This window comes from Paenibacillus solanacearum (assembly GCF_910593845.1).
GTDB lineage: Bacteria > Bacillota > Bacilli > Paenibacillales > NBRC-103111 > Paenibacillus_G > Paenibacillus_G solanacearum.
Genome location: NZ_CAJVAS010000002.1, coordinates 119,398 through 146,218, shown reverse-complemented (window position 1 = coordinate 146,218; position 26,821 = coordinate 119,398). Strand labels below are relative to the sequence as shown.

The following is a 26,821-nucleotide window of genomic DNA, read 5'->3' as shown; positions in this document are numbered from 1 at the left end:
TAAGTCTTCTCCGCGGTTGTCTACGACATTTTCGGATGTCGATGATATAAGGTTGGGCATTTTTTAGCCAAAGTATACATGTGTTGGCAAAAAAATTTGTTTCTTTTTGTGCACAGGAAGACGTTTGTGGTACGATAGCATTACTATTACGGCGAAGGAAGGCTTGGAGCATGAGAGTCATTTCGGGCAATGCCAAGGGGCGCCCGCTTAAAGCGGTGCCGGGCATGGGGACGCGGCCCACTACGGATAAGGTGAAGGAAGCGGTGTTCAGCATGATCGGCCCGTATTTTGAGGGGGGTTATGTGCTGGATTTATTCGCAGGCACAGGGGGCCTTAGCATTGAGGCGTTGAGCCGCGGGATGGAGCATGCGGTATTGACGGATATGGACAAGAAGGCGATCGATACGATACGCCTTAATTTGCAGGCGACGGGGCTGGCCGACCGGGCGGAACTGTTCCGCAACGATGCGGTCAAAGCGGTGAAAGCGCTTGGAAAAAGGGACATGCAGTTCGATCTCGTATTTCTCGACCCCCCATACAAGCTCAAACTTATTCCGGACCTGCTGGAAGTGCTGGCGGAAGGACGTCTGCTCGCGGACGGGGCCCGCGTCGTCATCGAGCATGACGCGGAAGATCGGCACGATACGGCGGTAGGGACGCTGGAATGGATGCGGCGCGCGGAATACGGGGATACCGCGATCACCATTTTCCGCAATCGCAGCGGCAATAACGAGATTTAAAGGGCAACAGGAGAAGGAGCTGACCGTACATATGGATGCTAAAGAACAAAATCGCGATCGCGGCGAAAAAACGGATACAAGCTGGAAAATAGCCGTTTATCCCGGGAGCTTCGACCCGGTAACGAACGGTCATCTGGATATCATTCATCGTGCCGCGAAGGTGTTCGACAAGCTGGTTGTCGCAGTGTTGAACAATTCGAGCAAAAACCCGCTTTTTTCCGTCGAGGAACGAATGGACCTGCTTCGCCGGGTGACAGCCGATTTGCCGAATGTCGAAATTGACAGTTTCCGGGACTTATTAATCAACTATATGAAACAAAAAAACGCGCATCTGATCGTCAGAGGATTGCGCGCTGTTTCCGATTTCGAATATGAGCTGCAAATGGCTTCGACGAACCAAAAGCTCAGTGAAGATATCGAGACGTTCTTTATGACGTCTACGCCGAAATATTCGTATTTGAGCTCGAGCATCGTAAAAGAGGTGGCCCGCTTCCACGGCCCGGTGTCGGATCTCGTTCCGGCCGAGGTGGAGCAGGCGCTTCGCGTCAAATACGGCAGCGGGACCGAATGAAGTAAGGGGCGTTTAAGCTTTTTTAATGCTTCCGGCTCATTAAAAAAGCGGCGAAAACGGACAATAAGAGCAGGATCAAAATTGTCGTGCCGAATTGAAGCATCATCGGACTAATGAGCGGCCAGAGGCTGTCCTTTTCGATGGACCAGGCCGCGTTCGCCGCGGTATAGCCGGCCAGCACCGGCTGGTGGTTGTCTTGCGACAGGGCAGCCATCAACGGCTTCCAGGATATGAATGACAGCGCGAAAGCGATCACGCTGTGCTGCAAGCGCGAGAGCATGAACCGCGAAAATCGCAAATCCGTCCCGGCGACGAAGCTTTTGACTTGTGCATGCGTGGACAAGCCGCCCCAGGCGATGAGCAGGCTCAGCAGCGCCGATTGGGCGGATTCGGGCAGCGTTCGGAAGCTGGCAACGGCATATGCGCCCAGATTCGGCTCCAGCGACCCGGTCAGCAGCGCCGTAAACAACGATGCAGAGTCTTCCGTGCGAAAGCCGAACAAGGAACAGACGGCAGCGACGGCTGCGGAAATGTGCGTCAAGGAAATCATTTGCATCACGACGGAAAAAATCATCATACAGCCGCCGATAATAAAAAGCTGTTCGATGCCGGCTGTGACGGAGTCTCCTAACAGCTTGCCGAACGTTCGCCCGTCGCGGTTTTTTGCCGTTCGCATCATATGCGCGCTTCTTGGCAGCCAGCCTGGTCCGGCCCCGCTTACGGCATGTCTTGAAGACGGAGTCAGGCTTGCAGAACGGGCGCCTATGCGGTGCAGCAGCATGAGCAATAGGGCCGAAGCGTAATGAATGAAGGCCAGTGCTAAGCCTGCCGTAGCATTGTGCAGAAAGCCCACACCGACGACGCCGATGATGAATATCGGGTTAAACACATGCGAAGCCGACAGGAGGCGTTCGCCTTCCTCGCGCGTAATCGTGCCGTCCTTTCTCAGCGCGCCGATCGCGGCTGCGCCCGATTGCGGCCCGGTTGTATACCCGAGTGCCAAAACCCATCCGCCGATGCCCGGAAGCCTGAACAGCAGCCGCAGCAGCGGTTCAAGCAGCCCGCCGAGGCCATGAAGCAGCCCGAGCCCGCGCAGCAGCTCCGTTAATATTAAAAACGGCAGCAACGTGGGGAACACCAGCTTCCACCATAAGTGCAGCCCCTGGATGGAGGCTTGGAAGGCTTGAGCGGGAAAGCGGATTATGCCGAATACGAGCGCCAGCGCGGAAACGCCGAGCAGCAGCGTGGCCAGGCGGGGGGAGAAGAGAGCATGCCTTCGTTGCATCCGAATCACTCCAAGCGCATATAGATTGGTACATGTTTACGCTTTGTCCGAATTGTTTAGACCTATGTTGCAAATGATCATCGAGGAACAACCGGTGACCATTTGCAACGGATTGCAACGGTTACACCCGCGAACCGGTGTCAGTTGTCAACAATATGCAACGGTTACACGCTGCTCAACATACATTTTGCGAAAAGAACCAGGGGGGATTACAACATGGGAGATGCGGGGCACCTCAAACGCGCTTCACGCATTGTATTTTCCGTTTTTACCGCGATCGCCATCATCTATCTGGTTTATTTTTTGCCGCTGCCTCTGTATATTTTTAAACCGGGTACCGCGGAGGCGCTAGCCCCGATGGTGCACACCAAAGCAGCCGATGCCGGGGATAAAGGCAAATTCATGCTGACGACGGTTCGCGTCGCGGATGCGACCGTTTTCGGCTATTTGATGTCGTTTGTCAGACCGTACGAGGAGCTGCGGATGAAGCAGGAACTGCTGCGCAAAGGGGAGACCGAGTCGGAATACACACAGCGGCAGGAAGTCGTTATGCTTTCCTCGCAGGCCAATGCGATTCAGGCGGCTTACAACAAGCTGAACATTCCGTACCATATTCAAAAAGAAGGTCTCGTCATTCAGCAAGTGTATCCCGAGTTTCCGGCGCATGAAGAACTGCGGGCTGGCGACTACCTTCTCAAGGTGGACGAGATGGAGGTCACTGCGCTGAAGGAGCTGCAAACGTATCTTGCTTCCAAAAAGGCGGGAGATACGGTGGCTGTCACCTTTAAGCGCAAGGGAACCGTCCAGACGAAGGAAATTGGGCTGGGCGTGCTGCCGAGCGAAGGCGGGACGCAGCCGCAGCGCGTTGGACTGGGCGTCGTTCCGGCCGAGCTGCAAAGCATTAAGGCGGATGCCGAGGAGAAGCAGGTGACGATCAAGGCGGGGGATATCGGCGGCCCTTCCGCCGGGCTGATGTTCTCGCTTGAAATTTACAACCGGCTCACGGAGGGGGACATTTCCAAAGGCTACATCATCGCCGGGACCGGCGAGATCGATCCGAAAGGGAACGTCGGCGTCATCGGCGGCATTCAGCACAAAATTGTCGCGGCGGATAAGGCAGGCGCCGAAATATTTTTCAGCCCCAAAGACATAGAGGTTCAAGGGCAAAAAATTCCGAATTATTCCGACGCGCTCAAACGCGCGGAAGAGCTTCACACCAAAATGAAGATCGTCCCCGTAGGGACGATCGGCGACGCACTGAGCTATTTGGAAAAGCTGCCTCCCAAGGCGGGAGGCTAATCCGGAAGCGATCCCGTTTGGATCGGCTGTTCGTAATAATCGCGGAGCAAATCGCGGGGGCCGGGATGGTCGTAGCCTAAGGCGAAAATGGAAGTAGCGCGTATATCGAGGTCCAGCAGCGGCGAGAGGCCGTCCGTCACTTTGGTGATGATCGGCACCTTCGCCGCCGTTTTCATCCGTTTGAGCAGCGTGCGCCCGTTCTCCGTGAAGCCGAGCACGCGCAAATAAGGGACGCCTGCGCGCAGCACATCGGCGGCGAGCTGATCTTTGGAATGGTTCAGCAGGATGCGCAGCAGCATGCGCTGCAGCTTGGTCCGCGTATAACGGCGCGTCTTCAGTCGTTCCAGCAGCCCTTCAACGACGGCGCCGTCCGCAAGCGGCGGCAGCTCGGCCACAGCCCGCCGGATGCGGTGCTCCAGCCCCTCCGTCACTTCGTGAAAGCCGGCAAGCTGCTCGGGTGAATGATGCAGCAGCTGAAGCAGCAGCGGGCGCGCGAACTTCTCCCAGTCGATCGGTGCCCGGCCTGCATGCCATTCGCGTTCGAGAATGCGCCGCGTGTAGTCGGGCACATACGGGCCTATGCCTTCCAGCGTCCGCGTTTCGAACAGCAGCTTGCGGATGGCGGTGGCGCTTGCGATCTGCTTGTCCGTAATGCTCGATTGATTGTACTCGGCTTTCGTCCGTGCAATCGTATGCGGGACGATCGCGCTGCCGAGCCGGCGCAGCGCGATCAAATAGTGAAGGCCGAGCGTGTTGTTGGGCCGGGCCAGCTCCTCCTCCCGTGCGCCGGGCACGTGCTGCGACACTGCGCGGCTGAAGGCGGCCGGGTAGGCTGCGCCGCGCTTCAGCTCGTCCTGCAGGCTCTGGCGCACCGTCTCCGGCTCCTGCTCAAGCGCCTCCGCGGCCGCTTCCAGCCAGGCGATATCGCCGCTCTCGCTGCCGAAGCAGAGCGTATCGACGACGCCGCTTGCGTCGAGCGCCGATACCGCGCCGTAGGCGAACCATTCGGCAGGCTGCGCGGAGAAGGCCACAGGCAGCTCCAGCACCAGATCGGCGCCCATGCGCAGCGCCATCTCGGCGCGGGCCCATTTGTTCACGACGGCGGGTTCGCCGCGCTGCAAAAAATGTCCGCTCATAACGCAGACGGCGGCGTCGCAATTTGTTGCGTTCTTCGATTGTTGGAAATGATAGTAGTGACCGTTATGCAGCGGATTGTATTCGACAATTAAACCGACCGTGCGCATAGAGGTTCCTCCGTACGACAAAATCCAGCGGAATCGCTGGCAGCATCTATGAATTACTATAGCATGAACTGAAAATGTTGACAAAACAAAGAGATAGTCGCTATAATAAAATTTGTTTGTTTGGGGTGATACGACATGCTTATACATTTGAAGGATGTAGCCTCCAAAGGGGCAATCCGATTGAACGGAACGGAAGACTTGAACGGCGTTTTACCGAAGAAGGGCAGCTTGCTCGATTTCGGCCCGCTGCAGGTGCAGCTGGAAGCGCGGAATCAAGAGGGGATGGCGGAAGTAACCGGCCAGCTGGAAATCGATGTGGAGCAAGCATGCTCGCGTTGCTTGGCGCCGGTGCGGCAGAAGCTGACCATTCCGTTTCACGAAACATTCGTTAAAGGGGAAGAACCGGATCCGGAAGCTTTCGATTTGGAAGCGGACGAGGACGAGGCAGGCGACGATTTCCTTTACGTTCAGGAAGACCGGTTTGATCTCTTGCCCTACTTGGCGGAAAGCGTCATGCTGGCGCTCCCGTTCATACCGCTTTGCAGCAGTAATTGCCAGGGCCTGTGCCCCGTCTGTGGAACGAACCGCAACGAGCAGGCTTGCGGCTGTAAACAGGACAAGGTCGATCCGCGTCTGGCGGGACTGGCGGATTTTTTTAACAATCAATCGTAACCGTATCGTGAATTCGCTTAAGGAGGTGGGAATATGGCAGTACCTCAAAGGAGAACATCCAAGACGCGCCGCGACAAGCGCCGGACTCACTTTAAATTGGTAGTACCAGGCATGGTAAAATGTGACAACTGCGGAGAACCGAAATTGGCTCACCGTGTTTGCAAGGTTTGCGGTCACTACAAAAAGAGAGAGATCATCACTCAGTAATTATACCGGCCAAAGAGATAGTACCTTCATCCAACAGGTGAGGTGCTATTTTTTTTGCCGTAGGAAAGCTTCCATTTTGGACGGCAATCCATTATACTATCTCATATTACTTGGTCATAAGATGTAGTGTCAGGTACATACCCAACCGAGGAACTTGCGCTATGATCCAACAAAGGTGGTGCTTACGTCATCGAACGCCTTCCCAAAAGACAGCGCCAGCAGCAGCTAACCAGAGCGATTGAAGAGAATCCTTTTATTACGGACGAGGAATTGACGCGGCTGTTTCAAGTCAGCATCCAGACGATTCGTCTGGACCGGCTCGAGCTCGGCATTCCCGAGCTCCGGGAACGGATGAAACTGATGGCCGAGCAGTCGTATGATCAGGTGCGTTCTTTGCCGCTGCACGAAGTGATCGGCGATGTGATCGACCTACAGCTGGACAAGAGCGGCATATCGATGTTTGAAATCAAAGAAGAGCACGTGTTCTCCAGAACGAAGATTGCGCGCGGACATCATATTTTCTCGCAAGCGAACTCGCTGGCGGTTGCGCTGATCAACGATCAGGTAGCGTTAACGGCCGCGGCGGACATCCGATTCGTAAGGCCGGTTCGGCTTCAGGAAAAATGTATCGCCAAAGCATACGTACGCTCGATATCGAAAGGAAAAGCGAAAGTGGAAGTATTTACGTACGTCGGGGATGAGATGGTTTTCCAAGGGAACTTTATTATTTATCATGCCAGCAAAGACCGTAGCGACGGAGGAGAGCTTCATGCGGATAGCGATTGATGCCATGGGCGGAGACCACGCTCCCTATGCGGTAGTGGAGGGGGCGATCGCCGCTGCCGAGGAGTGGCCGGACACGAAGATTATTCTTGTCGGCGATACGGCGGTGATCGAGCCGCTGCTTCAAGGGAAGAAGCTGAGCAATATCGAGCTTCGCCACGCCAGCGAGGTCATTGAGCCCGATGACGAGCCCGTCAAGGCGGTCAGACGCAAGAAGGATGCGTCAATGGTGGTTGCCGGACGGATGGTCAAGGAGCAGGAGGCCGACGCCATGATCTCGGCGGGCAACACCGGGGCGCTCATGACGATCGGGACGCTTGTGGTCGGACGGATCAAAGGAATCGAACGGGCGGCGCTTGCGCAGATGTTCCCTACGATAGACGGCGCCGGCGTACTCGTGCTCGACCTGGGGGCGAACGTGGATGCATCGCCGGAGCAGCTCGTCCAGTATGCGGTCTTGGGCAGCTTGTACCGCAGCAAATTTCACGGGTTGACAAAGCCTTCAGTAGGCTTGTTGAATATCGGTACCGAGGCGATGAAGGGCAACGAACTGACGAAAGCGGCTTTTCCGCTGCTGGAACAAGCGCCGATTCATTTCGTCGGCAACGTAGAGTCGAGAGACGTTCTGCGGAAGCCGTGCGATGTGATCGTTTGCGACGGATTCGCCGGCAACATTATGCTGAAGTCGGTGGAAGGCGCGGCTTCCGTCATCATGTCCGAGCTGAAAAAGGAATTTATGCGCAATTTTCTGACCAAGCTGGCCGCAGCCATTGTCAAGAAAGGCATGCTGCAAATGCGCAAAAAGATGGACTATACGGAGCATGGCGCCGCCCCGCTGCTCGGCGTAAGCGGCTTGGTGCTGAAAGGCCACGGTTCGTCGAACAGCTATGCTTTCAAAAATGCGGTTAGGCAGGCGAGGATCGCGATCCAAAACGATCTGGTTCGCAGCATGTCCTCCGAAATCAGTAACGGAAGCGAGATGTGACTTATGAGTTTACAAGCGGTAGGCGTTCTTGGAACCGGCAGATATGTGCCGGAACGGGTGCTGACCAATCATGAGCTGGAGAAAATGGTAGACACGAACGACGAGTGGATCGTCACCCGGACGGGCATTCGCGAAAGACGGATCGCGGCGCCGGAGCAAGCGTCGTCCGATCTGGCATACGAAGCTTCGAAAATTGCGCTCGACAAGGCGGGGATTTCCCCGGAAGAGATCGACTTGATCATCGTGGCCACGATCACGCCGGATATGTCGTTTCCGTCGACGGCTTGCATCCTGCAGGACAAGCTCGGCGCAAAAAAAGCGGCGGCGTTCGACCTGTCGGCGGCCTGCTCCGGGTTCATCTACAGTTTGGCGAACGCGTCGAATTTCATAGCTACCGGCACTTATAAATACGCACTGGTTGTTGGCGCGGAATGTTTGTCCAAGATTACAGATTATACCGACCGCAATACTTGCATCTTGTTCGGCGACGGGGCCGGCGCAGTGGTACTGGGTCCGGTTGCGGAAGGCCGGGGCTTCAAATCGTTCGAGCTCGGAGCCGACGGGACCGGCGGCCCGCTGCTTAAGGTGGAAGCCGGGGGGTCCCGCTGCCCTGCATCTCCGCAAAGCTTGGAAGGCAAGCAGCATTTCATTTATATGGCTGGCGCGGAAGTGTTCAAGTTTGCCGTGCGCATTATGGGCAGCGCAGCGGAGGACGCGCTTCGAAAAGCCGGAATCGACAAGTCGGATGTCGATTTGCTCGTTCCGCATCAGGCGAACATTCGCATTATTCAATCGGCGCTGCAGCGGCTTGCTTTGAGCGAAGACAAATGCATGATTAATTTGCATAAATACGGCAACGTATCGGCGGCATCGATTCCGATTGCGTTGGCGGAAGCCGACGAAGAGGGACGGCTGAAAGAAGGCGACTGCGTTGTGCTGGTCGGCTTCGGCGGCGGACTGACTTGGGGCGCATCCGTGCTCGTTTGGTAACATTACTTTAGGTAGAAGGAGCGAAACCTTCATGGGAAAAACGGCATTTGTGTTCCCCGGTCAAGGGGCTCAAGCTGTCGGCATGGGCAAAGACATTTATGACGCGGACCAACGCGCCAAGGAGATTTTTGAATCCGCGGACGCGGCGCTCGGATTCGAGCTCAGCCGCATTATATTTGACGGTCCTGACGACGAGCTGAAAAGAACGTTCAACACGCAGCCGGCGCTGCTGACGGCAAGCGTGGCTTACTTGGAGCTGTTCCGTACGCGATTCGGCATCACGCCGGACTATGTGGCGGGCCACAGCTTGGGTGAGTACAGCGCGCTGGTCGCAGCGGGCGTGCTCCGCTTCGAGGATGCGGTGCGCACCGTACGCGCCCGCGGCGAATTTATGGAGCAGGCGGTACCGGGCGGACAAGGCGCGATGGCGGCCGTGCTCGGCGCGGAGCGCGAGGCGCTGCAAGCGCTGTGCGCAGCGGTTTCAGCGGAAGGCGCGGTGGTGGAGCTTGCGAACCTGAACTGCCCGGGACAAATCGTCGTTTCCGGAAGCAAGGAAGGGGTGCAGGCGATCGTCGAGCGGGGGAAAGAAGCGGGAGCCAAGCGGGTCATTCCGCTGGAGGTCAGCGGACCGTTCCATTCCTCGCTGATGAAGCCCGCTTCCGACAAGCTCGACGGCGTGCTCGCGGAGCTGGGGATGGAGCCGGCAGCCGTGCCGGTCGTGGCGAACGTGACGGCCCGCCCGGTGCAGGAGCCGGGCGAGATTCGCCGGCTGCTCGTCGAGCAGGTAAGCTCGTCCGTGCTGTGGGAAGACAGCGTTGCCTGGCTCATTGAGCAGGGCGTGGATACGTTCGTCGAGTTCGGTTCGGGAACGGTGCTCGCAGGTTTGATCAAGAAAATCGACCGCAGCGTGAAAGTATACTCCGTGAACAGTCTGGAAGCTCTGGACAAATTCCAAAGCGAAACAGCCGTGTAAGGCAAAGCTCATAACTCATGGGGAGGTAGATCCACTTATGCTAACCGGAAAAGTGGCGCTGGTCACCGGCGCTTCCAGAGGCATTGGCCGATCGATCGCGCTAACGCTGGCTGAAGCCGGAGCCGATGTCGTCGTGAATTACGCAGGCAGCGAAGCGGCGGCGGCGGAAGTCGTGCAGACGATTGAAGCGCTTGGACGCAAATCGTTCAAAGTGAAGGCGAACGTCGGTTCCACGCAGGAAGTGGAGGACATGTTCAAGCATGTGCTGGAAACGTTCGGCCGGATCGATATACTGGTCAATAACGCCGGGATTACGCGTGACAATCTGATCATGCGCATGAAGGAAGAAGAGTTCGACCAGGTGATCGATACGAACCTGAAGGGCGTATTCAACTGCGTCAAGGCGGCGACGCGCCCGATGATGAAGCAGCGATCCGGCCGCATCATCAATATTTCTTCCGTCGTCGGGGCGCTTGGCAACCCGGGGCAGGCGAATTACGTGGCGGCCAAAGCCGGCGTCATCGGCATGACGAAGGCGGTGGCCAAGGAGCTGGCTTCCCGCGGCGTTACCGTCAACTGCGTCGCGCCGGGATTTATTGAAACCGACATGACCGACAAGCTGTCGGAGGAGCTGCGGGCGCAGCTGCAGCAGCAAATCCCGCTGGCCCGTCTCGGGCAGCCGGAAGATATCGCCAAGGCGGTCCGCTTCCTGGCGTCCGACGACGCCTCCTATATGACCGGCCAAACGATTCATGTTGACGGCGGCATGTATATGTAAGTCCGGCACAGGCAACAATGGCGAGGAGTCGGTGCTCGTTTCTACCCATCTTGAAATGCGAAAAATGCCCGAATATTCCCAATCATTGTTTTTTTGCGCCGGTCTGCGGATGGCTATGGCAATTTGTCCATAAGTTAAGTATAATACCAAAGAGGAGGTGAACCGGATGTCCGATATTTTGGATCGCGTAAAACGAATCGTCGTTGACCGCTTAGGCGTTGACGAGGCGGAAGTGACCCTTGAGGCTAATTTTAAGGATGACTTAGGTGCCGATTCTCTCGATGTAGTCGAGTTGGTTATGGAACTGGAAGATGAGTTTGATATGGAAATCTCTGACGAAGACGCAGAGAAAATCGCTACTGTAGGTCAAGTAGTTGAGTACATAAAATCTCATACGTAAAGTTGGCTAAGTCCCGTTTCTTCAAAAAAACGGGACTTATCTCCATTCGTAAGCGGAAAAATCGTTTAATTTTGATAGAGGTGGGCTAAAGTGAAGCAAAGAGTCGTTATTACGGGGCTTGGCGTCATGTCTGCACTCGGACGCGACCTTGACACGTTCTGGAGCAGCTTGATGGAAGGCCGTTCCGGCGTCAGCCCGATCGAGGCTTTCGACGTCAGCGAATATCCTACGCGGATCGCTGCGGAGGTTAAAGATTTCAAACCCGAGGATTACTTCGATAAAAAGGAAGCCCGCCGAATGGACCGTTTCGTCCAATTTGCCGTAGCTTCCACCCTGATGGCGCTTAAAGACGCCGGATTGAACGTGAAAGAAGATACCGACCCGGAACGGGTTGGCGTATACGTAGGCTCCGGGATCGGCGGTTTGTCGACGTGGGAGGAGCAGCATAAAATTTTGCTTGAAAAAGGTCCTAAGCGCGTCAGCCCGTTTTTTATCCCAATGATGATCGCAAACATGGCTTCCGGGCAAATCTCCATGCTAACCGGCGCCAAAGGCCCGAACAGCACAGCGGTGACCGCTTGCGCGACCGGCACGCATTCGATTGGGGACGCGTTCAAGACGATCATGCACGGCGATGCCGACGTTATGATCTGCGGCGGCGCGGAAGCGACGATCTCCCCGACGGGCGTAGCCGGCTTCTGTGCGCTTCGCGCCATGTCGACCCGCAACGACGAGCCGGAGAAGGCAAGCCGGCCGTTCGATACGGATCGCGACGGTTTTGTAATGGGCGAAGGCGCAGGCGTGCTTATTCTTGAATCGCTGGAGCATGCGCGCAATAGAGGCGCGAAAATATATGGCGAAGTGATTGGCTACGGCATGAGCGGTGACGCGCATCATATGACCGATCCGGATCCGGACGGAGCAGCGCGCTGCATGGTGAAAGCGATCAAAGACGCCGGCATTGCCTTCGAGGACATCGATTATATCAATGCGCATGGCACGTCGACGCCGATCGGCGACAAGTCGGAGACGACGGCGATCAAGAAGGCGTTCGGCGACCACGCTTACAAGGTGGCTGTCTCGTCCACAAAGTCGATGACAGGTCACCTGCTCGGCGCCGCCGGCGGCGTGGAAGCGCTCATCTGCGCGCTGGCTTTGAAGAACGGCATCATTCCGCCGACGATTAACCTGGACAACCAGGACCCGGAATGCGATTTGGATTACGTGCCGAATACGCCGCGCCAAGCGGACCTTCGCATCGTCATGTCCAACTCCTTCGGCTTCGGCGGACATAATGCGACGCTTGTGCTCAAGAAGTTCGAGGAATAACGGCCCAGCCGTGCGTTTATACTAAACTATTGCTTGATTCATGGGGAATAGCCTCCGTGAATCAAGCCAACTGCTTACATGTAGGTGATATCATGCATCGTAACCTGAAGCAGCTTCAGACGGAGCTGCGCCTGCCGTTCCGCAATGCTGAGCTGCTGCGACAGGCGTTTACACACTCCTCGTATGTGAACGAACACCGTATCGGTCAATACCGGGATAACGAAAGGTTGGAGTTTCTGGGCGATGCCGTACTGGAACTGACGGTATCGGAATATTTGTTCGACAAGTACCCAGACCGCTCCGAAGGCGAACTGACGAAGCTGCGGGCTTCGATCGTTTGCGAACCTTCGCTCGTCGGCTTCGCCGAGCAGCTCGATTTCGGTTCGTATGTGCTGCTCGGCAAAGGAGAAGAGCTGACCGGGGGACGCACCCGTCCCGCGCTTCTGGCGGACGTATTCGAATCGTTCGTCGGAGCCCTCTATCTGGACCAGGGACTCGAGATCGTGCGCGAATTTTTGCAAAAGCACATGTTCCCGTTTTTGCCGCAGCAGGGCAAGCTGCTCAGCACGGACTATAAAACGTTCCTGCAGGAACATACCCAACAGCACGGGATGGGGACGCTGGAATACAAAATTGTGGATGAACGAGGCCCGGCCCACGAGCGCGAATTTATTGCCGAAGTGTACATTCACGACCGGATGCTTGGCCGGGGAGCCGGACGCTCGAAGAAAGAAGCGGAGCAGCAAGCTGCGGCCGAAGCGCTTTCCACACTGAAGATCAAGGTGCAGCAGTTATAGCAATCGAATGTAGCGGCGGCGGTATCCGGAAGCGGGTCTGCCGCTTTTTTTTCGGGATATGCGTGTTTCTGCTAATTTTCAAGGAATATGGTACAATAGCGGAAGGATTGGACGTTATAGCAGTCGCACGAGTCTTGACGACGGATAACGCAGTCTCAACGTTATTACAATCGCAATAGGCTTGACGACTGATAGCGTAGCTTCAACGTTATAACAGTCGCATTAGGGGTGAGGCATTTGTTTTTGAAGCGTATCGAGCTGTCGGGGTTTAAATCGTTTGCGGATAAAACCGAGTTGGAGTTTGTCCAGGGCATTACGGCGGTTGTCGGCCCGAACGGCAGCGGCAAGAGCAATATTTCCGACGGCATCCGCTGGGTGCTCGGAGAGCAAAGCGCCCGTTCTTTGCGCGGGGGCAAAATGGAGGACATCATCTTCGCCGGAAGCGACGCCCGGAAGGCCGTCAACTTTGGCGAAGTTTCGTTAACGCTGGATAACGCGAGCCAATCGCTGCCGCTCGATTATGCCGAAGTGACGGTCACCCGTCGCGTGCATCGCAGCGGCGAAAGCGAATATATGATTAACCGGCAGGCGTGCCGGCTGAAAGATATAACCGAGCTGTTCATGGATACGGGAATCGGGAAAGAAGCGTACTCGATTATCGGACAAGGCCGGATCGAGGAAATTTTAAGCACGAAGTCCGAGGAGCGTCGAGGCATTTTTGAAGAAGCTTCCGGCATCGTCAAATACAAATCGAGAAAAAAAGAAACCGAGAAGAAGCTGCAGGAAACGGAGCAAAACCTGCTGCGTATTCACGATCTCGTGTCCGAGCTGGAAGATTCGCTCGAACCGCTTCGCAACCAATCGGAGAAAGCGATCCGCTTCAAAGAGCTCAAAGAAGAGCTGAAATCCGGCGAGATTGCCATGTATGTGTATCAAATCGAACAAATCTACGAATCTTGGGCGGATACGAACCAGAAGCTAGAGCAGCTGCGCCGTGATCAGCTGGAGCTTTCGGGCTTCGTAGCCCAGCATGATGCGCAGCTGGAGAAAGACCGTTGGGAAGCAAGGCAGCTCGAACAGGTCATTGAGCGATTGCAGCAGGAGCTGCTGCAGCTCAGCGAAGATTTTGAGAAGTGCGAAGGCCAGGGCGAAGTGCTGAAGGAGCGCAAAAAGAACTTTGCCGCCAGCCGCAGCCAGCTTCAATCGGCGGCAGCCCAGCATACCCAGCGGCTGCTGGACAAGGAAACGGAGATGGCGGGGCATCGTCAAAAAATCGAAGCGATTGCTGCGGAGCTCGCCACGTACCAGACCAAGCTGAAAGAGGAAGAAGACCGGCTGCTTGGCGTAGCCGGCGGGATCAGCAGCGAAGAGGAAGACCGGCTCAAAGCCGAGCTGCTGGAGAAGCTGGGTGAACTGGCCAATGCGCGCAACGAATCGCGATACGCGCAGCAGCAGCTTGAGGCGTTGAGCCGCCGGATGGAGCGGCTCGGCGACGAGCATCGCAAATGGCGGGAGCAGCAAGAGAGCATTGCGGACCGCAAGGCCAAGCTGGAAAAGCGGCTGGAGGAGACGGTTAAAGCGATCGCCGACGTGCGCAGCAAGTACTTGGATCTGAGCGTTGGGATCAAAGAAAAGCAGCGGCTCGCGGACGAAGCGCTGGCAACCGTGCGCAAGTGGGAGCAGAAGCTGGACGCGATGGTGTCGAGGCGCGATACGATGCATGAGATGGCCAGCGATTACGACGGCTTCATGCACGGCGTCAAAGAAGTGCTGAAGGCGAAAGACCGCGGTGATTTGCGCGGCATTCGCGGGGCAGTCGCGGAGCTGGTGAAAGTGCCGGCTCATGTCGAGGTCGCGATGGAAACGGCGCTGGGCGGCGCGCTGCAGCATGTTGTCGTGGAGAATGAAGCGTCCGGACGCGAGGCGATTGCCTTTCTGAAGCGCAGACAAATGGGACGGGCGACCTTTTTGCCGCTTGACGTCATTCGCGGCCGGTCCGTCCCGGAGAGCGAATACAGACAAGTGCAGGGGATGGAGGGCTTCGTCGGGATTGCGGCCGAGCTGGTCGAATACGACGATACGTACCGCCAAATCGTCGGAAGCTTGCTCGGCAACGTCATCATTGCCGAGTCGCTCGAGTTCGCCAACCGCATCGCGGCGCGGGTGCAGTACCGCTACCGCGTCGTCACGCTGGAGGGCGATGTTGTCAATGCAGGCGGCTCGATGACCGGCGGGAGCCAGCAGAAGAAGACGACAAGTCTCTTAAGCCGTCAGCGGCAAATCGAAGAAATGGACAAGGAGATCGCCTTGTCCACGACCCAGCTGCGCGAGCTCGGACAAAAAGCGGAGCTGCTCAAGCGTGAAATCGCCGAAGCGAACGGCGAGCTGGACGAGCTGCGAGCCGTCGGCGAAAGCAAGCGCATCGAGGAGCAGCAGATCCGCGCCTCGCTGGAGCCGCTCGAGAACGAGGCGAAGCAGGTGACGGAGCAGCTTGCGCTCTATGGTGCCGACGGCGAATCGCTGTCGCAGGAGAAGGGCGAGCTTGCCGCGAGAGGCGCGGCGGCGGAAGAAGCGATCACGCGGCTGCAGCGCGAAGAAGCGGAGCTGCAGCAGGCGATCCGCGATGCGGAAGTGCGCCGCAAAGCGAGCGAATTCGCCAAGGAGGAGCTGCAGACGCAGCTGACCGATCTGAAGGTGAAGGTTGCTTCGCAATCGTCGGAGCTGCAGTCGCTGGAGGAGCAGGACCGCCGGTTCAAGACGGAGCAGGCGCTCCTGAAAGCCGAACTCGAGGCGAACCGTAAAGCGGAGCAAGACCTTGTGCTGGAGATGGAAAATCATGAGAGCGAGACCGCCCGTCAGATCGAGCTGCTGAACGAGCTGAAGCTGCGCAAGCAAACATGCGCCGAGCAGCTCGACATGAAACGGGCGGAACGCGCACGGCGGACGGCGAAGCTGGAGGCCGAGGAGAACAAAACCCGGGAGCAGCGGACACAGCTCAAGCAAGTGGAAGAGCAGCTGCATCAGACAGAAGTGCGCGTGAACCGGCTCGACGTCGAACTGGAAAACCTGCTCAAAAAACTGTCCGAAGACTATGAGCTGAGCTTCGAGCTGGCCAAGGTGCGCTACCCGGTTCCGGAAGACGTACTCGGCACGCAGAACAAGGTGCGCGACCTGAAGCGGGAAATCGCCATTCTGGGCGAGGTGAATCTGGGAGCGGTCGAAGAATACCAGCGGGTCAATGAGCGGTATACGTTCCTATCCGATCAGAAAAACGATCTGGTGGAAGCCAAGACCGCGCTTTATACGGTGATCCGCGAGATGGACGAAGAGATGGCCAAACGATTCCGCAGCACATTCGATGCGATTCGCGAGCATTTCGTCATCGTATTCGCCAAGCTGTTCGGAGGTGGCCGCGCCGATCTGATCTTGTCCGAACCGGAAAACTTGCTCGATACCGGCATTGAGATCGTAGCGCAGCCGCCAGGCAAAAAGCTGCAAAATTTGCAGCTGCTCTCCGGCGGCGAGCGGGCGCTGACGGCCATTGCGCTGCTGTTCTCGATTATTCGCGTCAAGCCGGTGCCATTCTGCGTGCTCGACGAGGTGGAAGCCGCGCTCGACGAAGCGAATGTAGCCCGGTTCGCCGAATATTTGCGCGAGTTCTCACAGCAGACGCAGTTTATCGTCGTGACGCACCGCAAAGGCACGATGGAAGAAGCGGACGTGCTGTACGGCGTAACGATGGAGGAAGGCGGCGTATCCAAGCTGGTCTCCGTCCGGCTCGAAGAGGATGAGGCGATCATGGAAGCCGGGTAGGCCTAGTAACCGGTCGGTCCGCGGACCGTTGGCCGGCCACATCATCGATAAAAATTTCATTTTAAGCTTTGACACGAGGACAATGAATTAGAACTAAAGGTGGAGAGTCCATGAGCTTTTTTAAAAAATTAAGAGAAACGATTTCCGCAAAGACCGAAGCGGTGACGAACAAGTTCAAAGAAGGGCTTTCCAAGACGCGCGACGTGTTCGTTGAGCAGATGGACAATTTGTTTTCCACCCGCAAAAAAATCGATGAAGAATTTTACGAGGAATTGGAAGAGATTTTGATCGGCGCCGACGTCGGCGTCAACACGGTCATGAAGCTGATCGAAGATTTGCGCGGCGAAGTCAAAAAGCGCAAAATCGAAAGCCCGAGCGAGCTGCAGCCGATCTTGTCGGAGATGCTGATCGGGCTGCTCAAGGGCGACGAAAATACCGGGCTGAAGATGGCGGACGAGGGTCTTACGGTCATTTTGTTCGTCGGCGTTAACGGTGTCGGCAAGACGACGACGATCGGCAAGCTGGCGCATAAGTTGAAGTCTGAGGGCAAGAAAGTCATGCTGGCCGCAGGAGATACATTCCGCGCGGGCGCCATCGAGCAGCTCGAGGAATGGGGTCGCCGCGCCGGCGTCGACGTGATCAAGCAGCAGGCGGGCTCCGATCCGGCGGCGGTCATGTTCGACGCGCTGCAGGCGGCCAAGTCGCGCGGGGTCGATGTGCTGCTGTGCGATACGGCAGGCCGGCTGCAAAATAAAGTGAACCTGATGGAAGAGCTGAATAAAATTTACCGCGTCATCCGCCGCGAAGTGCCGGAAGCGCCGCACGAGGTGCTGCTGGTGCTCGACGCGACGACAGGGCAGAACGCGCTCATGCAGGCGAAGCTGTTCGACGAGAAGTCCGGCCTGACAGGACTTGTCCTCACGAAGCTGGACGGGACGGCCAAAGGGGGGATCGTCATAGCGATCCGCCAGGAGCTGAAGCTGCCGGTCAAATTCGTCGGGCTTGGCGAGAAAATGGACGATCTGCAGCAATTCGATTCCGATCAATTCGTGCATGCGCTGTTCAGCAAGTGGATCGGTGCAGACGCAGAACGCGTCGAGAGCTGATCCGTTTCATCGCGCTCCATAGGGATGCGTACGCATCCGAGCTATACCGACGCCGGGTGCTCTTGCGATTAACGCTTGAACGACCTGCTGCGGGGCGGCTTCTTTCCCGGTGACGGCACTGCCGATGCGAAATCCCGATAGATGGCGGGCTGCTTGACAACTTGTCATACAGCCGTGAAATCGCAGGCTGCAGCAAGGATTTTGCCTGACAAGGAGAAATGCTTGACATCGGTCCCGGATTTCAGTATCATAGGTTTTGTTGTTTCACTGTAAAGTGTTTTACCTTAACGGGGGTGAGGCACGAATGACGGAAGAAGAAGTTCTTCAGAAGACGAATCGGATTAACTTGCTGTTTGATTTTTATCAGCAATTGCTTACGGAGAAGCAGCAAATGTTTCTCAAGCATTATTTTCACGACGATTACTCGCTCGGCGAAATTGCTTCCGAGTTTCAAATCAGCCGCCAGGCGGTATATGAACATATTAAACGAGCCGAGTCTGTGCTCGAAGAATACGAAGCCAAGCTTCGGCTGCTGGCCAAGCATGAACAGCGGCAGGAGCTGCTGGGGCGGCTCGGCCGGTTCGAAACGGAGCTTCCGGCAGGAAGCGCGGATTCGTTCCGGGCGATCACGGACCAGTTGTCCGAACTGGATTAAAACTCTATTTCCGCAAGAAAAGAGGTGACGACCCATGGCATTTGAAGGATTGGCGAGCCGGTTGCAGAACGTGTTCAGTAAGCTGCGGGGAAAAGGCAAGCTTACGGAGGACGATGTCAGCGAGGCGCTGCGCGAAGTTAGACTGGCGCTTCTGGAAGCGGATGTTAACTTCAAGGTCGTCAAAGAATTCATTGCGAAGGTGAAGGAACGCGCCATCGGCCAGGAAGTGCTGCAAAGCTTTACCCCGGCGATGATCGTAATCGACATCGTAAACAAGGAATTGACGGAGCTGATGGGCGGGGCCCAAAGCAAGCTGGCCCGTGCGAACAAGCCGCCTACCGTCATCATGATGGCGGGACTGCAAGGCGCCGGCAAGACGACGATGACCGGCAAGCTCGGCAAGATGCTGCTGCAGCAAAACCATCGGCCGCTTCTGGCCGCAGCCGACATTTACCGTCCGGCCGCGATCAAGCAACTGCAGGTGCTCGGCGAACAGCTGAAGGTTCCCGTATTCTCGCTGGGCGATAAAGTGAGTCCGGTCGAGATTGCGAAGCAAGCTTTGCAGCATGCAAAAGACCATAACAACGATTATTTGATTATTGATACGGCAGGCCGCCTACATATCGATGAGAATTTGATGGACGAGCTGAAGCAAATCGTCGAGACGGTTCACCCGGACGAAATTCTGCTCGTCGTCGACGCCATGACTGGTCAAGACGCCGTCAATGTGGCGGAGAGCTTCCACAAGCAGCTGGCGCTTACCGGCGTCGTGCTGTCCAAGATGGACGGCGACACGCGCGGCGGCGCGGCGTTATCCGTCAAAGCAGTCACAGGCTGCCCGATCAAGTTCGTCGGGATGGGCGAGAAGATGGATGCGCTGGAGCCGTTCCATCCGGAACGGATGGCTTCCCGGATTCTCGGCATGGGCGATATGCTTACGCTGATCGAGAAGGCACAGGCAAGCATCGATGCCGACAAAGCGAAAGAGATGGAGCGCAAGCTCCGGACCGCCGAATTCACGTTCGACGATTTCCTCGACCAGATGGAGCAGGTGAAGAAGCTCGGTCCGCTCGACCAACTGCTCGATATGCTCCCGGGTGCGGGGAAAATCAAGGGCATGAAGGATATGAAGGTCGACGACAAGCAGATGGCTCGCGTCGCCGCGATCGTCAGGTCGATGACGAAGGAAGAACGTCAAAATCCCGATTTGCTCAGCCCGAGCCGGCGCAAGCGCCTGGCGGCAGGCAGCGGCAACTCGGTGCAGGACGTCAACCGCTTCATCAAGCAGTTCGAGGATATGCGCAAGATGATGAAGCAGTTCTCCGGCATGATGGGGCCGAAAGGCCAGAAGCAGATGAAAAACTTGAAAAAGCTCGGCCGCGGGATGAAGTTCCCGTTCTAGGCCGCTGGTTGTTTATTCTACTAGGGAGGTGATATTACATGGCAACTCGCATTCGTCTTAAGCGCATGGGCGCTCACAAAGCTCCATTTTACCGTGTGGTGGTTTCGGATTCCCGTTCCCCGCGTGACGGCCGCTTCATCGAAGAGATCGGTACTTATAACCCGGTTGCTCAGCCAGCCGTTGTGAATATTGACGAGGAAAAAGCACTGAAATGGCTTCAAACTGGTGCTCAAGCTTCCGATACCGTTCGCAGTCTGTTCAGCAAAGCCGGCATTATGAAGAAGTTTCACGAATCTAAGCTGCAGAAGTAAGGCTGGATAACGTTGCAACGGCTTCGGCGGTTTCGCCGATGCCCGTTGCTATTCGGAGGGTACGATGAAGGATCTTATAACCGTTATCGCCAAGGCGCTGGTAGATCATCCCGAAGAAGTACGCGTGACTGCCAAAGAAGACGACCGCAGCATTACGTACGAAGTTTCCGTTCATCCCGAGGATATCGGCAAAGTGATCGGCAAGCAGGGACGTATTGCGAAGGCGCTCCGAACCGTAGTCGCATCCGCTGCAGTAAAGGAAACGAAACGTGTTTCCGTTGATATTTTATCGTGATTTTTGGAAAAGCTGAGAGTTAGGAGATAATCCTAGCTCTTTTCGTTTAGTTTGCAGTTCCGGAGGGTAACGCATGAGCGAACAATTGTTTACGGTAGGAAAAATCGTCAATACGCACGGGTTACGCGGGGAGCTCAAGATCGTGCCGCAAACCGATTTTCCGGAAGAACGGTTCTCCAAGGGCAGCAAGCTGTTGTTCTTCGATCCGGAGAAGCAGACGATGATTCCGGTTGAAGTCGATTCCGCCCGCGTGCACAAAAATATGATTATCGTGAAGTTCCAGCAGTACGCGGACATTAATGAAGTGGAAAAGTATAAAGGGTGGCTGCTCAAGGTCGAGGAGCAATATTTGTCGGATCTGGACGACGATGAGTTTTACTATCACGAAATTATCGGCTGCGCCGTCGAAACGGAAGAAGGCGAAGTGCTCGGTACCATCTCCGAAATTTTATCGCCTGGCGCGAACGACGTATGGGTCATCGAGCGTCCGAAAGGCAAGCCGCTCCTGATTCCATACATAGACGACGTTGTGCTCAGCATCGATGCGGAGCAGAAGAAAGTGGTCGTCCGCCTGATGGAAGGTCTGCTCGACCTATGAGAATCGATGTGCTGACGCTATTTCCTGAGATGTTCGAAGGCGTGTTCTCATCGAGCATTCTCGGCAAAGCGAAAGAGAAGCGGCTTGTCACGATGAACACGGTCAATTTCCGCGATTATTCCAACAATAAGCATAATACGGTAGACGATTATCCTTATGGCGGAGGCGGGGGCATGGTGCTGAAGCCGGAGCCGATTTTTGCCGCGGTCGAGGATGTAACGAGCGGACTGGAGCACAAACCGCGCATCATTTTGATGTGTCCTCAAGGGGAGACGTTTACGCAAAAAAAAGCGGAGGAGCTTTCCCGGGAAGAGCATTTGATTTTCATCTGCGGCCATTACGAGGGCTATGACGAGCGGATTCGGGAGCATTTGGTGACGGACGAGCTGTCGATCGGCGATTATGTGCTGACCGGCGGAGAGCTCCCTGCGATGGTCGTCGTCGACAGCGTGGTCAGGCTGCTTCCCGGCGTACTCGGCAACGAGACGTCCGCAGTGACCGATTCGTTCAGCACGGGATTGCTCGAATATCCTCATTACACGCGCCCGCCGAAATTTCGCGATTGGGAAGTGCCTGATGTGCTCGTCTCCGGTCATCACGGCAATATCGAGCAGTGGCGCCGCAAGCAGTCGCTGCTGCGGACATGGAAGAAACGGCCGGAGCTGCTGGATCGCATCGAGCTGACGCCGAAAGAGCAAAAGTGGCTTGAGGAGATCAAGCGAAGCGAATGATAGCTGCTCTTGCAGGGCAAAAACTTTTATATAGGCAGCAGTTGAGTTTCATATTCAATTGTGATATGATATGTAACGTTGTGGCGATTTCGCCACGGAAAACGGTGGTCCTCTGCACGTGACATCGATAGAACATAACATCTTGTTGTAACAGCGCGGTGTAAGCCGCAGCTGCAAGCAACTTAGGGGCGGCAAGAACACCTGTGTGGAAGGAGGGAGTCATCCATGAATTTGATTCAGGAGATTACGAAGGAACAACTTCGCAGTGATATTCCAAGATTTCGTTCTGGCGACACGTTGAAAGTGTACGTTAAGGTTATCGAGGGTTCTCGCGAGCGGATCCAGCTGTTCGAAGGCGTTGTTATCAAGCGCCGCGGCGGCGGAATCAGCGAAACGTTCACGGTAAGAAAAATTTCTTACGGTGTCGGCGTTGAAAGAACGTTCCCGATTCATACTCCGAAGATCGACAAGATTGAAGTGGCTCGCCGTGGTAAAGTCCGTCGCGCGAAGCTCTACTATCTGCGTGGTCTTCGCGGTAAAGCAGCTAGAATTCAAGAAATTCGATAAGACGAACAACGGGGGCTTGAGTACCAAGCTCCTTTTCGTTTTTTTAATCCACGATAACGAAAGGGCAGAAGCTGATGGAGCAAGATCAAACCGTACAAAAAGCGAATCCTGTCAAAAACGAAGCCTGGGAGTGGATCAAAGCGCTGCTCATCGCGGCGGCTCTGGTGTTTTTTATACGCTGGCTCATTTTCGCCCCGTTCATTGTGGAAGGTCCCTCCATGGAGCCCAATTTTTATACGGGTGAACGCTTGATCGTTAACAAATTCATATATCGGTTCGGTGAACCGAAGCATGGCGAAGTCGTCGTATTCCATGCAACGAAAGATAAAGATTACATAAAGCGCGTCGTCGCGGTGCCCGGTGAAAAGGTTCGCGTCGAAGGCGACAAAGTATTTGTGAATGGTCAGCAAGTGAACGAGACGTATCTCAAAGTTGCGCTGGATGAAGCGGCCAAAAGAGGGATACCTTATAACAACAGAGATTTCTCGGAGCAAACCGTACCGGAAGGCAGTATCTTCGTCATGGGCGACAACCGATCGAACAGCTCAGACAGCCGGGATCCGTCCGTTGGCTTCGTTAAATATGATAAAATCGTCGGACGCGCCGACTTGATCTTCTGGCCGTTCGATAAAATCAGCCTCGTTCATTTTAAATAGACGAGCGGGCTGCAATGGGAAGCAGAGGTGACCTTCGTTGACAATCCAATGGTTTCCGGGTCACATGACACGGGCGCGGCGGCAAATTCAGGAGAAGCTCAAGCTGATCGACATGGCGATCGAGCTGCTTGATGCGAGAGTTCCTTTGTCCAGCCGAAATCCGATGATCGACGAAATTTTAATGAATAAACCGCGGCTGGTGCTGCTGAATAAAAGCGATTTGGCCGATCCGGAAGCGACCAAAGCTTGGATCGCATATTTTGCCGAGCAGGGGCTTCGGGCGCTGCCGATCGATGCGGTAGGCGGCAATCCGGTCAAAGAAATTATGAACCGCAGCAAGGAGCTGCTCGCCGACAAGATTGAAGCGCAAATCCGCAAAGGCATGAATCCCCGGGCGATCCGTGCGTTGATCGTCGGTATTCCGAACGTGGGCAAGTCAACGCTCATTAACAGGATGGCGGGACGCAAAATCGCAGCGACGGGAGATAGACCCGGCGTGACCAAAGGGCAGCAATGGATCAAGGTCGGCACGGAAATGGAGCTGCTTGATACGCCAGGGATATTATGGCCCAAGTTCGAGGATCAGCAGGTGGGTCTGAGGCTGGCCGCGACTGGTGCCATTAAGGAAGAGATTTTGCATCCGGAGGAAATCGCCTTTTTCGCGGTAAGGTATATGGCGGTCCATTATGCGGACGCGCTGCAGGAACGGTACGGCGTGGAGGAGCTTCCACAGGATACGGAGGATGCGAATGCCATCGTCGAGGTCATGGAAGCGATCGGACGCAAGCGAGGCGCTATTGTGAGCGGCGGACGTGTTGATCTGGAAAAGGCGTCGTTGCTCATCCTGCGAGAGCTGCGTGCCGGAAAGCTGGGCCGGATCAGCCTGGAACTGCCGGAGTAGATAAAGAACAAGCATGACAATTGGAGCCTTCAGTATATACTGAAGGTTTTTGTTTTGTTATGATGAATTGGAGAAACTAGGGAGAAAGCGGGGCGTTCGGGTTGGATAGACAGCGGGTGTTTACCGGTTCGCCGTGGGAGCCGGTCGTCGGATACTGCCGGGCCATTCGCGTCGGAAACCGGATTGAAGTGGCGGGAACGACCGCCATGAAAGACGGTGAAGTGATCGGCGTCGGGAATGCGTATGAGCAAACCAAGCACATCTTGGCAACGATTGAGAAGGCGCTGCATGAATTGGGAGCGTCCATGACGCATGTTGTACGGACGAGAATGTTCGTCACCGACATATCGAAGTGGGAAGAAATCGGTAGAGCGCATGGCGAATGGTTTAAGGACGTACAGCCGGTGGCGACAATGGTCGAAGTCAAGGCGCTCATTGATCCGCGGTTATTGGTCGAAATCGAAGTTGAAGCCATTGCAGAATGATGCATCGATAGAAGCAGCAGGACACGTCGGACGGATTGGACCGAGGTGTTTTTTTGTTTACTTTTGCGAAAAAAATGAGGCGCTTTAATCAAAGCATGGGCAAAGCAAAGACAAACGTGCGGCAGCGTTCTTGACCCGAACGAATGCGGAGATGAAATCGCAGACTTCGCGCAGCAGAGCTTGGGGATGGGAAAAAGGGGATAGGCAAGCCCTCCGATGCGCGGTATAATGAGGTTCATGCGAACTTGATAATGCGGCGGTGATTCAAAGTGCTGGAGTATGAACAAAATTTATGGCAGCAAGGCAAGCAGCTCATTGCCGGCGTCGATGAGGTGGGCCGGGGCTGTTTGTTCGGAGACGTGGTCGCGGCGGCGGTTATTTTGCCGAGAGGGCTCGTGCTGGAGGACGTGAACGACTCGAAAAAGCTGAGTGAAAAAAAACGCGACGCTTTATATGAAGTTATCATGGCGGAGGCGCTTGCGATCGGCATCGGCATTGTAGATGTGCGGACGATCGAACGGATCAATATTAAGCAGGCGGCGCGCTTAGCGATGAAGACAGCGGTCGGCCGGCTCGATCCGGATCCGGACTTTTTGCTCGTCGATGCGGAAAAGGTGGATTCGGATACGGAACAGCTGGCGGTCATTCATGGAGACGCCCTCAGCCAATCGATTGCGGCAGCGTCGATCATTGCGAAGGTGACGCGTGACCGGATGTGCCTGCAATGGGACCAGCAGTTTCCGGAATACGGCATTGCGATACATAAAGGTTACGCGACAAAAATGCATCGGGCTCGCATTATGGAATTCGGGGCGACGCCTATGCATCGTAAAACGTTTTTACGCAATTTGGAAGCGGAGCAACAGGTGCTGTTTTGATGGGCGCGTCTTCAAGGATGTCGTTCATTTGCCGATATATATCATATCCGGAGATGACAACCGGCAAGGACTTCCGATTGTGCGGAGCCTGGGCCGGTTTTCGGCTTTCGGAGGCTTGAGAAGTTAATTGTAATGGATGGATGTTTAATAGATTAGATTGATAGATTAGATTGTTAATGAGGACAATGATTTCCGGTTTAAAGGAGGGGCGGATCAGATGAACATAAGCGGCTTGCTTCGCGGTGTCATGGGCGATATGAAGGCGGGTGCCCCCAAAACGCTGGAGCTGAAAACGGGCGAGGTCGTCAAAGGCACGGTCGTTCAATCGATTTCGGAACAAGAGGCGCTGGTGAATATCGGCGGCGTTCAAGTTCGCGCGCGGCTGGAAGCGCCAATGAAGCAAGGAGAAGTGACGATGCTGCAAGTGCAGCCGCCGTCGGATTCCGGCCAGGTGGTGCTGAAACCGCTGAATTCCTCCAATGTTCAAATTGCCGAGGTATCGCTTGGCGATGTACTAAAAGCGGTAGGACTCAGCGACTCTCCGGCACAACGACAGCTCGTACAATTGCTGCATCAGGCAGGGATTGCGCTAACGAAGGAAAATGTTCAGGCCTTTGCCGGATTGGCTGCTCAACTGCCTGCGGACGTATCTCTGGATGAATGGCTGCCGTCTGCGGTGGTTGCGTTTCAAAAAGGGCTGCCGCTCACACCGGAGACGGTGACGTCCGTCAAGCAGGCGGTTCAAGGGCCTCCGCTGCATGAGACGCTGTCCCAGCTTGCCGCGCTCGCCGAACAGGAGCTGGGTGATTCGACAGAGCTGTCTCCGCAAACGAAAGAGCTGCTTCGCAGCGTGCGTCAGCTTGTGGACCAAGTGCGGCAAACGGCAGGGCAGCTGTTGAAAGCGGAATCGTCCGCAACGGCTGCCTCCGCAGGGGATGCGGAAACCGTCATTTCCGGAGGCCAGCCGCAGCAAGGCGCTGCGGCATCCGCTGAACCGGCGGATGGACAGATGGTTAGGCAGGGTGCGGGTCTGCCCGCCGCAGGCGGTCAGCTTGCCTCCGTGCCGCCGAGAGCCGGTGCCATACCCGCTGCAGCGGAAGGGATGCCGGCTGAGGGGCCGCCGGCCGGCAACAAGGCTGCGAGCCTGACGCCGAGCGCGTCTCCGGCGCAGCCGGAGAGCGCGGCTGCAGGTGCGGCGCCGAAGCTGGCCGCCGCCGCAGGGACGCCAGCGTCGCAGGCGGGCTTGCCCGCGGCGCCGAAGCTGGCCGCCGCCGCAGGGACGCCAGCGTCGCAGGCGGGCTTGCCCGCGGCGGGGCAGCAGGGCCCCGCCAGCACAGGCGCGCCGCAAGCGGCTGGCACGGGCCTCTCGC

29 protein-coding genes are annotated in these 26,821 nt (G+C 56.0%); 27 read left to right on the top strand and 2 right to left on the bottom strand.

What is annotated here, in order from left to right:
• Window positions 1-170 precede the first annotated feature (170 nt).
• The gene (gene rsmD, locus KXG62_RS03025) at window positions 171-740 is read left to right on the top strand and encodes a 16S rRNA (guanine(966)-N(2))-methyltransferase RsmD (RefSeq protein WP_218090446.1); all 570 of its coding nucleotides are present in this window, start codon (window positions 171-173) and stop codon (window positions 738-740) included.
• Between the two features lie 31 nt (window positions 741-771).
• Window positions 772-1,311 carry a pantetheine-phosphate adenylyltransferase gene (coaD, locus tag KXG62_RS03020; RefSeq protein WP_218090445.1) on the top strand — a complete coding sequence of 180 codons (540 nt, stop codon included), beginning with the start codon at window positions 772-774 and terminating at the stop codon, window positions 1,309-1,311.
• Between the two features lie 22 nt (window positions 1,312-1,333).
• On the opposite strand, the gene KXG62_RS03015 is transcribed toward coaD, so the two are convergent.
• Window positions 1,334-2,596, bottom strand: a complete 1,263-nt coding sequence (locus KXG62_RS03015) for a nucleoside recognition domain-containing protein (RefSeq protein ID WP_218090444.1) — start codon at window positions 2,594-2,596, stop codon at window positions 1,334-1,336.
• A 216-nt stretch (window positions 2,597-2,812) separates the two neighbouring features.
• Between KXG62_RS03015 and KXG62_RS03010 the strand changes: the two genes are divergently transcribed.
• Window positions 2,813-3,895 (top strand): SepM family pheromone-processing serine protease, encoded by a 1,083-nt coding sequence (locus tag KXG62_RS03010; protein WP_218090443.1) that lies wholly within the window; start codon window positions 2,813-2,815, stop codon window positions 3,893-3,895.
• On the opposite strand, the gene KXG62_RS03005 is transcribed toward KXG62_RS03010, so the two are convergent.
• Window positions 3,892-5,139, bottom strand: a complete 1,248-nt coding sequence (locus tag KXG62_RS03005; protein WP_218090442.1) for a nucleotidyltransferase — start codon at window positions 5,137-5,139, stop codon at window positions 3,892-3,894. The two genes, KXG62_RS03010 and KXG62_RS03005, sit on opposite strands and share 4 nt — an antisense overlap.
• Window positions 5,140-5,274: 135 nt before the next feature.
• On the opposite strand from KXG62_RS03005, the gene KXG62_RS03000 reads away from it, so the two are divergent.
• The 24 genes from KXG62_RS03000 to KXG62_RS02885 all read left to right on the top strand — a co-directional run.
• On the top strand, window positions 5,275-5,811 hold the full coding sequence (locus tag KXG62_RS03000) for a YceD family protein (protein ID WP_218090441.1): 537 nt from the start codon (window positions 5,275-5,277) through the stop codon (window positions 5,809-5,811).
• A 33-nt stretch (window positions 5,812-5,844) separates the two neighbouring features.
• Window positions 5,845-6,018: a 50S ribosomal protein L32 gene (gene rpmF, locus KXG62_RS02995; RefSeq protein WP_218090440.1), complete on the top strand. Its 174-nt coding sequence runs from the start codon at window positions 5,845-5,847 to the stop codon at window positions 6,016-6,018.
• A gap of 189 nt (window positions 6,019-6,207) precedes the next feature.
• A complete protein-coding gene (gene fapR / locus KXG62_RS02990; RefSeq protein WP_218090708.1) occupies window positions 6,208-6,804 on the top strand; it encodes a transcription factor FapR in 597 nt (198 codons plus the stop codon).
• Entirely contained in the window at window positions 6,788-7,786 is a 999-nt protein-coding gene (plsX, locus tag KXG62_RS02985; protein WP_218090439.1) for a phosphate acyltransferase PlsX, read from the top strand. Before fapR ends, plsX begins: the two co-directional genes overlap by 17 nt.
• A gap of 3 nt (window positions 7,787-7,789) precedes the next feature.
• A complete protein-coding gene (locus KXG62_RS02980; RefSeq protein ID WP_218090438.1) occupies window positions 7,790-8,776 on the top strand; it encodes a beta-ketoacyl-ACP synthase III in 987 nt (328 codons plus the stop codon).
• 31 nt (window positions 8,777-8,807) lie between these two features.
• Window positions 8,808-9,749, top strand: coding sequence for an ACP S-malonyltransferase (fabD, locus tag KXG62_RS02975; protein ID WP_218090437.1), 942 nt, complete (start codon window positions 8,808-8,810; stop codon window positions 9,747-9,749).
• A 37-nt stretch (window positions 9,750-9,786) separates the two neighbouring features.
• Window positions 9,787-10,527 (top strand): 3-oxoacyl-[acyl-carrier-protein] reductase, encoded by a 741-nt coding sequence (gene fabG, locus KXG62_RS02970; protein ID WP_218090436.1) that lies wholly within the window; start codon window positions 9,787-9,789, stop codon window positions 10,525-10,527.
• Between the two features lie 166 nt (window positions 10,528-10,693).
• Window positions 10,694-10,927 (top strand): acyl carrier protein, encoded by a 234-nt coding sequence (gene acpP / locus KXG62_RS02965; RefSeq protein WP_218090435.1) that lies wholly within the window; start codon window positions 10,694-10,696, stop codon window positions 10,925-10,927.
• 90 nt (window positions 10,928-11,017) lie between these two features.
• The gene (gene fabF / locus KXG62_RS02960) at window positions 11,018-12,256 is read left to right on the top strand and encodes a beta-ketoacyl-ACP synthase II (protein ID WP_218090434.1); all 1,239 of its coding nucleotides are present in this window, start codon (window positions 11,018-11,020) and stop codon (window positions 12,254-12,256) included.
• Between the two features lie 92 nt (window positions 12,257-12,348).
• Window positions 12,349-13,053, top strand: a complete 705-nt coding sequence (rnc, locus tag KXG62_RS02955) for a ribonuclease III (RefSeq protein ID WP_218090433.1) — start codon at window positions 12,349-12,351, stop codon at window positions 13,051-13,053.
• Between the two features lie 237 nt (window positions 13,054-13,290).
• The gene (smc, locus tag KXG62_RS02950) at window positions 13,291-16,866 is read left to right on the top strand and encodes a chromosome segregation protein SMC (protein WP_218090432.1); all 3,576 of its coding nucleotides are present in this window, start codon (window positions 13,291-13,293) and stop codon (window positions 16,864-16,866) included.
• Window positions 16,867-16,976: 110 nt separating this feature from the next.
• Window positions 16,977-17,972 (top strand): signal recognition particle-docking protein FtsY, encoded by a 996-nt coding sequence (gene ftsY, locus KXG62_RS02945; RefSeq protein WP_218090431.1) that lies wholly within the window; start codon window positions 16,977-16,979, stop codon window positions 17,970-17,972.
• Between the two features lie 304 nt (window positions 17,973-18,276).
• Window positions 18,277-18,627 carry a putative DNA-binding protein gene (locus tag KXG62_RS02940; protein WP_218090430.1) on the top strand — a complete coding sequence of 117 codons (351 nt, stop codon included), beginning with the start codon at window positions 18,277-18,279 and terminating at the stop codon, window positions 18,625-18,627.
• A 34-nt stretch (window positions 18,628-18,661) separates the two neighbouring features.
• Window positions 18,662-20,029 (top strand): signal recognition particle protein, encoded by a 1,368-nt coding sequence (gene ffh / locus KXG62_RS02935; protein WP_218090429.1) that lies wholly within the window; start codon window positions 18,662-18,664, stop codon window positions 20,027-20,029.
• 38 nt (window positions 20,030-20,067) lie between these two features.
• Window positions 20,068-20,340, top strand: coding sequence for a 30S ribosomal protein S16 (gene rpsP / locus KXG62_RS02930; RefSeq protein ID WP_218090428.1), 273 nt, complete (start codon window positions 20,068-20,070; stop codon window positions 20,338-20,340).
• Between the two features lie 64 nt (window positions 20,341-20,404).
• Window positions 20,405-20,635 (top strand): KH domain-containing protein, encoded by a 231-nt coding sequence (locus KXG62_RS02925; RefSeq protein WP_218090427.1) that lies wholly within the window; start codon window positions 20,405-20,407, stop codon window positions 20,633-20,635.
• Between the two features lie 73 nt (window positions 20,636-20,708).
• Window positions 20,709-21,233 carry a ribosome maturation factor RimM gene (rimM, locus tag KXG62_RS02920; RefSeq protein WP_218090426.1) on the top strand — a complete coding sequence of 175 codons (525 nt, stop codon included), beginning with the start codon at window positions 20,709-20,711 and terminating at the stop codon, window positions 21,231-21,233.
• Window positions 21,230-21,964 (top strand): tRNA (guanosine(37)-N1)-methyltransferase TrmD, encoded by a 735-nt coding sequence (gene trmD / locus KXG62_RS02915; RefSeq protein WP_218090425.1) that lies wholly within the window; start codon window positions 21,230-21,232, stop codon window positions 21,962-21,964. The genes rimM and trmD overlap by 4 nt, the downstream gene beginning before the upstream one ends.
• 225 nt (window positions 21,965-22,189) lie before the next feature.
• Window positions 22,190-22,531 (top strand): 50S ribosomal protein L19, encoded by a 342-nt coding sequence (rplS, locus tag KXG62_RS02910; RefSeq protein ID WP_218090424.1) that lies wholly within the window; start codon window positions 22,190-22,192, stop codon window positions 22,529-22,531.
• A gap of 74 nt (window positions 22,532-22,605) precedes the next feature.
• Complete coding sequence (gene lepB / locus KXG62_RS02905) at window positions 22,606-23,187, top strand: signal peptidase I (protein WP_218090423.1); 582 nt, start codon at window positions 22,606-22,608, stop codon at window positions 23,185-23,187.
• Between the two features lie 37 nt (window positions 23,188-23,224).
• Window positions 23,225-24,088 carry a ribosome biogenesis GTPase YlqF gene (ylqF, locus tag KXG62_RS02900; protein WP_218090422.1) on the top strand — a complete coding sequence of 288 codons (864 nt, stop codon included), beginning with the start codon at window positions 23,225-23,227 and terminating at the stop codon, window positions 24,086-24,088.
• A gap of 101 nt (window positions 24,089-24,189) precedes the next feature.
• Window positions 24,190-24,573, top strand: a complete 384-nt coding sequence (locus KXG62_RS02895; RefSeq protein ID WP_218090421.1) for a RidA family protein — start codon at window positions 24,190-24,192, stop codon at window positions 24,571-24,573.
• A gap of 269 nt (window positions 24,574-24,842) precedes the next feature.
• Window positions 24,843-25,451 (top strand): ribonuclease HII, encoded by a 609-nt coding sequence (locus KXG62_RS02890; RefSeq protein WP_218090420.1) that lies wholly within the window; start codon window positions 24,843-24,845, stop codon window positions 25,449-25,451.
• A gap of 217 nt (window positions 25,452-25,668) precedes the next feature.
• Window positions 25,669-26,821 (top strand): S1 domain-containing protein (locus KXG62_RS02885; protein ID WP_218090419.1); only part of this gene is annotated, 1,153 nt, incomplete at its 3' end.

Coding starts and splice junctions, on each gene's coding strand:
- rsmD (WP_218090446.1), top strand. CDS start 171: ATGAGAGTCATTTCGGGCAATGCCAAGGGGCGCCCGCTTAAAGCGGTG.
- coaD (WP_218090445.1), top strand. CDS start 772: ATGGATGCTAAAGAACAAAATCGCGATCGCGGCGAAAAAACGGATACA.
- KXG62_RS03015 (WP_218090444.1), bottom strand. CDS start 2,596: ATGCAACGAAGGCATGCTCTCTTCTCCCCCCGCCTGGCCACGCTGCTG.
- KXG62_RS03010 (WP_218090443.1), top strand. CDS start 2,813: ATGGGAGATGCGGGGCACCTCAAACGCGCTTCACGCATTGTATTTTCC.
- KXG62_RS03005 (WP_218090442.1), bottom strand. CDS start 5,139: ATGCGCACGGTCGGTTTAATTGTCGAATACAATCCGCTGCATAACGGT.
- KXG62_RS03000 (WP_218090441.1), top strand. CDS start 5,275: ATGCTTATACATTTGAAGGATGTAGCCTCCAAAGGGGCAATCCGATTG.
- rpmF (WP_218090440.1), top strand. CDS start 5,845: ATGGCAGTACCTCAAAGGAGAACATCCAAGACGCGCCGCGACAAGCGC.
- plsX (WP_218090439.1), top strand. CDS start 6,788: ATGCGGATAGCGATTGATGCCATGGGCGGAGACCACGCTCCCTATGCG.
- KXG62_RS02980 (WP_218090438.1), top strand. CDS start 7,790: ATGAGTTTACAAGCGGTAGGCGTTCTTGGAACCGGCAGATATGTGCCG.
- fabD (WP_218090437.1), top strand. CDS start 8,808: ATGGGAAAAACGGCATTTGTGTTCCCCGGTCAAGGGGCTCAAGCTGTC.
- fabG (WP_218090436.1), top strand. CDS start 9,787: ATGCTAACCGGAAAAGTGGCGCTGGTCACCGGCGCTTCCAGAGGCATT.
- acpP (WP_218090435.1), top strand. CDS start 10,694: ATGTCCGATATTTTGGATCGCGTAAAACGAATCGTCGTTGACCGCTTA.
- rnc (WP_218090433.1), top strand. CDS start 12,349: ATGCATCGTAACCTGAAGCAGCTTCAGACGGAGCTGCGCCTGCCGTTC.
- ftsY (WP_218090431.1), top strand. CDS start 16,977: ATGAGCTTTTTTAAAAAATTAAGAGAAACGATTTCCGCAAAGACCGAA.
- KXG62_RS02940 (WP_218090430.1), top strand. CDS start 18,277: ATGACGGAAGAAGAAGTTCTTCAGAAGACGAATCGGATTAACTTGCTG.
- ffh (WP_218090429.1), top strand. CDS start 18,662: ATGGCATTTGAAGGATTGGCGAGCCGGTTGCAGAACGTGTTCAGTAAG.
- rpsP (WP_218090428.1), top strand. CDS start 20,068: ATGGCAACTCGCATTCGTCTTAAGCGCATGGGCGCTCACAAAGCTCCA.
- KXG62_RS02925 (WP_218090427.1), top strand. CDS start 20,405: ATGAAGGATCTTATAACCGTTATCGCCAAGGCGCTGGTAGATCATCCC.
- rimM (WP_218090426.1), top strand. CDS start 20,709: ATGAGCGAACAATTGTTTACGGTAGGAAAAATCGTCAATACGCACGGG.
- trmD (WP_218090425.1), top strand. CDS start 21,230: ATGAGAATCGATGTGCTGACGCTATTTCCTGAGATGTTCGAAGGCGTG.
- rplS (WP_218090424.1), top strand. CDS start 22,190: ATGAATTTGATTCAGGAGATTACGAAGGAACAACTTCGCAGTGATATT.
- lepB (WP_218090423.1), top strand. CDS start 22,606: ATGGAGCAAGATCAAACCGTACAAAAAGCGAATCCTGTCAAAAACGAA.